We start from the raw sequence: 6,439 nt of genomic DNA, 5'->3' as shown, positions 1-6,439 counted from the left end.
GCCCCGCCCCCATTGGCCAACAGCACCAGCTGGATAATGTTCATCCGTTTTCTCCGTCCAATTCTCGGTGGACAGGGGCCGCCCCGGATCCTGTCTATTCAGCAGTTGCGGTGGCAGGCGCGTCCTTTTTCTTCGCCAGCAGGTTCTTGAAGTCGAAACTTCCCAGCAGCGATTTCTTCGCGCCAGCCTCTTCCGCGTCTTCCGCGTCCTCGTCGCCGGCGCCGATCACCTGCGTCGACAATTGCTTGATCGACGCGCTCGCCTTCGAACTGCCATTGGCATCGACGAAGGTTTTGCCCAGCTTGGCCGCATTGGCCGCCGCCTTCTGATCGAAGGGGATCTGGATATCGATCTTGCGTTCGATCGAGGCTTCGAAGTCAGCCTTGCTTATCTCTGCGACCCCGGGCTGAACCTTGTTCGCGACGATCAGAACCTGAGCATGCGGGGCATTGGTCTTGAGCCACGACAGGATGCGGATCGTGTCGCGCGCCGAGGCCAGCGACATTTCCGTCGCCAGCACGACGACGTTCACGTCGTTGAGCAGGTGCGGGAAATTGATCATCATGTTGCGCGGCATGTCGAGCACGGTCATTTCGAACGTGTGCTTGAACTCTTCCTGCAGTTGCATGAAAGCCGCGCCATCGGTCATCAGGGGATGGCTGATCGGAGCTTCGGCAGAGAGGATCGAAAGGTTGTCGTTCGCGCGGATCATGGCGCGCTCGATGAACAGGCCGTCGATACGGCTCGGATTGTCGATCGCGTCGGTCAGCCCGCGTCCCGGCTCGAGATCGAGCGTCAACGCACCGGTGCCGAAATGGACATCGAGGTCGAGCATAGCGGTCGGCATGCGCTTTTCCGTCGAGAAGAGCCATGCGAGCGACGTGACCAGCGTCGATGCGCCGACACCACCGCGGGTGCCGATGACCGCAGTCGAGATGTGGCGCTTGACGCCTTCTTCCTCGCCCCCGCGCGGCGCCATGAAGACAGCCTGTGCCTGATTGAGCGAATCGCGGAGCATGCTGGCCGACAGCGGCTTCAGCAAGTAGTCGTGAATGCCGCTAGCGAGCAGATCGCGATAGAGGCGCACGTCGTTGACCTGGCCGATGGCGATCACGACTGTGCCGGGTTCACAGACCTCGGCCAGCGCGTTGATGTCGTTCAGCGGGTCGCCGCTCTCCGACAGGTCGACCATCAGGATGTTCGGGCTTGCCGACACCGACAGCGACTGGATGGCGTTGCGCAGGCCGCCCTTGTTGCATTTTTCGGGCTGCCAGCCGAGTTCGATCACCACCGGACGCAGCACATCGAGGGCCGTCTCGTCGCAGATATAGGCCGCGAATGGGTCGCGATTGCCCGTGATGCCGGATTTGAGTGAAGCGCTCATGGCTGTTTAGCCTCCTCCTTCTTGGGTGCTGACTTCGGCCAGATCGCCGCCCGTGGGGGCCTGCTCACGATAGGCCCTGATGGCCTTGGTCGAAGTGGAGACAACGGTCTCGCCGGTGCCCTGCTGGCCGGAAATCAGGTCTTCCGGGTTAGCGACCATACCGGCAAGATTGCCGTTCACCGCGCAGCCGTAGCCGGGGTAGGTCGCATTGTGTTCATTGGCCTCGTTGTTCGCCGACCAGTCGGGGCAGCCAGGTACGCTGGCAGTCGAGCGGGTCACGACGATACGGGCCTGGCCCGGATCGACATATCCGGCGGTGACCGGCGAACCTTCGCTGATCAGCAGGCCGTATCGACCCGCAAGCGCCGCGAGATCTTCTTTCACCGCGGGATTGGCGGTCGGATCGTCGAGCGAAATGCGGTCGCCGTAGCCGAGACCCATGGCCTCGAACCAGCCATCGACGCGCTGCTGCTCGCTGACCGGAAGCCCGTCGCCAGCGGTATTCACGTCGAGCGTGAAATTGGTCCGCTCCACGACGGGCTGGCGCGCGCTGTAGAGCGAGCGGTTGTCGGTCGGGAAGCCGCCGCAGGCCCCCAGCACGAGGCTGAGCGAGACTGCCAGCGAACCGGCGAGCTTGCGATTGATTGCCTTGGCCATGAAACTCGTCCCCCTATTCGAAGCTGAAGCCGGGCTGGGCCGACGCGGTACGTTCGTTGCGGCGTGCATCGGGCTGGTTGTCCGCCCGCTCCTCGCCATTGTCGGCCGGTGCACCATACGAGATGGTCGGTTCCGCCGGAGTGCTTTCGACGGCGCGCGGTTTCGGGCGGTCGCCGCCCGTCACGCCATCGCTCTGCTGGAAGCCGAGCAGGCGCTGGTACTCGGTCGGCTTGCGGAACCCATCGGTCGGCAGCTTGATGTCGTTCGCGTTGACAGGCTTGACCAGGTAGGGTGTCACCACGATCACCAGCTCGGTCTCGCCCTTGCGATAAGTGGTCGAGCGGAACAGATTGCCCAAGATCGGCACGTCGCCGAGCCCCGGAGCCTTGTCGATCGAATTGGTTGCACTGTTCGAGAGCAACCCTGCGATCATGAAGCTCTGACCGGAGCCGAGCTCGACAGTCGTCTCCGCACGGCGGGTTACTAGCGAAGGCACTTGGAAGCCGTTCAGCGTAATCGCGTTCTGGCTCGAGATTTCCGAAACCTCCGGACGCACTCGCATCGAGATACGGCCATTCGCGAGAACCGTCGGCGAATAGGCAAGGCTGACACCGAAGTTCTTGTATTCGACGGTGGTGGTCCCCAGACCCTGGCTCAGCGGGATCGGAAATTCGCCGCCCGCGAGGAATTCGGCCGTCTCGCCCGAGAGCGCGGTCAGATTGGGTTGCGACAGCGTGGTCACGAGGCCCTCGGTCTCTGCCAAATCGAGCGCGGCGCCGATATCGAGGCCGAGGAACTTGCCGAAGGCACCGAGCGTGGTGCCCGGTGAAATCGGAGTGACTGTGGAGCCGGGCAGTTCTTCGATTTCGCCCGTCACGGGGTTGAACACCCGTTCGACGGTTTGCGAACCGGTTCCCAGCGCGCGGCCGGGATTGAACTCGGGGATCGCGCCCGTGCGTCCTTGGCCAATGCCGAACTTGAACCCGCTGCTGCTGTCGATGCTGGTCAGATTGACCCCCAGCGCGCGAACGAAGCTGCGGCTGACTTCGGCAATGCGGACCTGCAGGTTCACCTGCAGCGGCGTTGCCATCCGCAGACGGCTGATGACGTTCGCACCATCGCCGACATAGGCTTCGACGAGGCGCTGAGCCTCCTCGGCGTCTTCGGGCGCGGCTACGGTACCGGTCAGCAGGATGACATTGGTGCCCATCGTCGCGACCGAAATCTTTGCCTGGGGCATCGCCAGCGCGAGAAGCTGATCGATGCTGCCGATGTTCGAACCCACGCGAACATTGGCCGACCAGATGATGTCGCCCGCACGGTTGCTCGCGTAAATCGTCGTCTCGCCGCCGGACTTGCCAAAGACGTAGAGCTGGCGCTGCGACTTGACTTGAACGTCGGCGACATTGTCGTCGGCGACAAAGATGTCGGCCATGGCGCCTGGAACGTTGACCAGTTCGCCGCGTCCGATCGACAGGACGATTTCCGAACTCGGGCGCACGACCGATTGGGCCGTTGCGACGGTCGTCGGTGCGGCCGCCAGCGGCGTGACCGCCAGGCTGGCGAGCAGCAGTTTGGTGGTAAGACGACGTTTCATGGAATTGCCCCCTGAATGGCTTCCCGCTTGTTCTTTTCGGCTCACTTGACGCCCACCGCCTGTGCGACCGGCACGGCTTTCGCAGCTTGCGCAGTCCCATAGGCTTGCTTGCCGAGGAAGGCGCTGGTCGAGGCGCTGATGCCGACCGCCCCGACCGGCACGTCTTCGGTTTCCTTGCCGCGCGTCACCCGGACGCTCGGACCCTGGCGAACCGGTGCTGCCGCAGGTGCACCAGCCGGTGCCGCCTGGACCGGAGCGCCGCCGACTACGCCCTGCGGCGGGGCCGTCCGGCGCTGGAAGCGCGACACGTCGCCACCGGTGACATAAGTGCTCTTGCCGTCGTCCGGGCGGGCCATCGCCTGGCGCAGCAGACGTTCCTCTTCCTCCGGTGTGGCGTCATCGGGAATGTTGACGTCGCCCGCCGCTATTGCGCGTTCGAGTTCGGTCTGGTTGTCGGCGAGCGAACGCAACGAGAGGCTCAGCGTCCCTATGGTCTGCGCAACCGCAACCTTCTCGGCGATGACCGGGGTGACTTCGAGCGTCACCGTGCGGAACTCCTTGACCACCGTCGAACCATCTTCGGCCTTTTCCGAAACCGTCGACTGGTCGGTCGCCAGGACGCGAAGGTTACGAAGGATGGTTTCCGACGCTTTCAGATTGGCGCCTTCCGTGCCTTCGACCTGCTGGGTCAGCACCATGTCGACACGGTCGCCGGGAAAGACGAACCCAGCCACACCCGACTGAGCGGTGACGGGCACGGTGATGGCACGCATGCCCGGGGCGAGGGCGGCAGCGAGGAAGCCGCGATCACCCGGCGCGACGAGCGAACCTTGGGTTACCGGTTCGCCGGCGGTGATGGGGTGACGAACGACGGTGCCGAGCAGCTTGCTCATGTCGGCCTCGCCGTCGAGGAAATAGGCGTCCTGGACCAGTTCTTCGGGCCAGAGTTGGAAGCCGATCGCATCGGCGGTAATGATTGTCCCAACCGGCAATGCGCGCTGTGCGACGAGGACCTTCGGGCCCTGCGCTTCAACCTGCGCGGCGGCGTCTGCCTGCGGCGCTCCGGCGCCAGCAAACATGCTCCGTGCGACGAGCGCCGTACCGACCGCGACGATCAGTGCAGCAACCAGCAGAACCAGCTTCTTCCTATCCATGGCTATCAAGCCCCCTAGTTCGGCCCGCCAAATTTCAATGCGGGCAAGTATGGTTGCATGCTGTACCGGCGAATTGGTTAAGATCGCGTTGTCAGCCGATGGGGAGCGTCACTCCGCGCGCGAGCAGATCGCCGCTGGCCAGTATCCAGATGCCGGCGAGTGAAATCGCAGGGCCGTAGGGTACCCACAGGTCGTTGTCGTGACGGCGGATGATGCGGATCGATCCGAGCGTGACCACCAGCAGAACAATGAACGGCGCGAGCACGAACAGCATTGCAGCCGTGGCGCTGGTCGAGGCGTTCGGGCCTGCTTCGCCCGGCAGTGGAAGCGTCGGTCCCCCCAGTACGGCACTGGCGAAGACGGCCGCGACTGCAGTCCCGACCACCAGGAATGCCGTGTCGCGAGCAGGACGGGTCCCCAATGTTCTCGAATGGGCCACTCGCCAGGCGCCGATCGCCATGGTCAGCACCCAGCCAAGCATGGCCATGGCGACGAGCAGCATCGTGAATTGCGACGGCGGGATCCACAGCGCGAGGGCAGTAAGCAGTTTCACATCGCCGCCGCCCATCTGGCGGATCGCGAAGAGAAGGCAGCAGGCCGCGAAAACGAGGAGCGACAGACCGATCTGGTATGCGATGCCCGGCCACAGCGGCAATCCGATCGAAAGCCAGTAGAGCGGTGCACCGAGTGCAATCGTCAAGGTCAGCCGGTTGCTGATCGTGCGGCTCTTGAGATCGGTCACGATCACCCACAGGAGTGCGATTGCCAATCCGGCAAGCAATACGTAGGTGAAAATCTGGCTCTGCATGACGCCCCCGAGGCACTTCTTCGGGATGCGGTGCTACAGGAACGTGCTTACCAAAAAGTAACCATAGAGGAGGCCGCCATAGCCGTCATGCAAACGTCACGCGAGCCGATCGATCGCCGCGCGATCCCGCCGCAGGCGAGCGAATCGACCCATCTTCTGGCCGACGGCCACCAGATCAGGCGTATCGACTGGCCCGGCGCACAAGGCGGCGAGCGTGGCTCGATCCTGTTCCTGCCTGGACGCGGCGACTTCTACGAAAAGTATCTCGAAACACTCGAACAATGGCACCGCGCCGGCTGGCGTGTCACGGCAGTTGATTGGCGCGGACAGGCAGGTTCTGGCCGTCTCGGTAAGGACGCGGTCACCGGTCATGTCGACGATTTCTCAAGTTGGACCGCCGACCTTGCACATTTCTGGACCGCCTGGCGCGATGAAACACTAGGCCCGCATGTGCTGGCCGGGCATTCGATGGGCGGCCACCTTGTGATGCGTGCGTTGGTCGACGGACTGGTCGACCCCGATGCCACCGTGCTCAGCGCACCCATGATAGGTATGTCGGGACCGCCGTTGCCGCTCAGTCTGCTCCATGCAGTCGCGCGGTTGATGACGAAGCTTGGAGACCCGGCGCGTCCGGCCTGGAAATGGAGCGAGAAGCCCGGCGAAATACCAGCGCGGAGGCGGGATCTGCTGACCCATGATGACGATCGCTACGCCGATGAGGCATGGTGGCGTGAAAAGCGGCCCGAACTGGTCATGGGACCGGGTAGCTGGGGCTGGGTCGAACGCGCCTATGCCTCGGCCCGCAGGCTGGCAGAGGCGGGGATCCTCGAGGCGGTGCA

Annotated in this window: 6 protein-coding genes; 1 reads left to right on the top strand and 5 read right to left on the bottom strand. The window is 63.7% G+C overall.

Annotated elements, in window-relative coordinates; translation table 11 throughout:
* Nucleotides 1-94: 94 nt before the first annotated feature.
* The 5 genes from ACN0X7_RS20150 to ACN0X7_RS20130 all read right to left on the bottom strand — a co-directional run bounded on the left by ACN0X7_RS20150 (nucleotide 95) and on the right by ACN0X7_RS20130 (nucleotide 5,600).
* Nucleotides 95-1,384 (bottom strand): pilus assembly protein CpaE, encoded by a 1,290-nt coding sequence (locus ACN0X7_RS20150; RefSeq protein WP_417520260.1) that lies wholly within the window; start codon nucleotides 1,382-1,384, stop codon nucleotides 95-97.
* Nucleotides 1,385-1,390: 6 nt separating this feature from the next.
* Entirely contained in the window at nucleotides 1,391-2,041 is a 651-nt protein-coding gene (locus tag ACN0X7_RS20145; protein WP_417520259.1) for a CpaD family pilus assembly protein, read from the bottom strand.
* Nucleotides 2,042-2,054: 13 nt separating this feature from the next.
* Nucleotides 2,055-3,638 carry a type II and III secretion system protein family protein gene (locus ACN0X7_RS20140; RefSeq protein ID WP_417520258.1) on the bottom strand — a complete coding sequence of 528 codons (1,584 nt, stop codon included), beginning with the start codon at nucleotides 3,636-3,638 and terminating at the stop codon, nucleotides 2,055-2,057.
* 41 nt (nucleotides 3,639-3,679) lie between these two features.
* A complete protein-coding gene (gene cpaB / locus ACN0X7_RS20135; RefSeq protein WP_417520257.1) occupies nucleotides 3,680-4,792 on the bottom strand; it encodes a Flp pilus assembly protein CpaB in 1,113 nt (370 codons plus the stop codon).
* A gap of 91 nt (nucleotides 4,793-4,883) precedes the next feature.
* The gene (locus ACN0X7_RS20130; RefSeq protein WP_417520256.1) at nucleotides 4,884-5,600 is read right to left on the bottom strand and encodes an A24 family peptidase; all 717 of its coding nucleotides are present in this window, start codon (nucleotides 5,598-5,600) and stop codon (nucleotides 4,884-4,886) included.
* An 87-nt stretch (nucleotides 5,601-5,687) separates the two neighbouring features.
* Here ACN0X7_RS20130 and ACN0X7_RS20125 point away from each other — a divergent pair.
* Nucleotides 5,688-6,439: alpha/beta hydrolase (locus ACN0X7_RS20125; RefSeq protein ID WP_417520255.1), on the top strand; the 752-nt coding region annotated here is incomplete at its 3' end.

Origin of the sequence: Minwuia sp., assembly GCF_048263705.1 — a bacterium.
Lineage (GTDB): Bacteria > Pseudomonadota > Alphaproteobacteria > Minwuiales > Minwuiaceae > Minwuia.
This window is presented reverse-complemented; position numbering and strand designations above follow the sequence as displayed.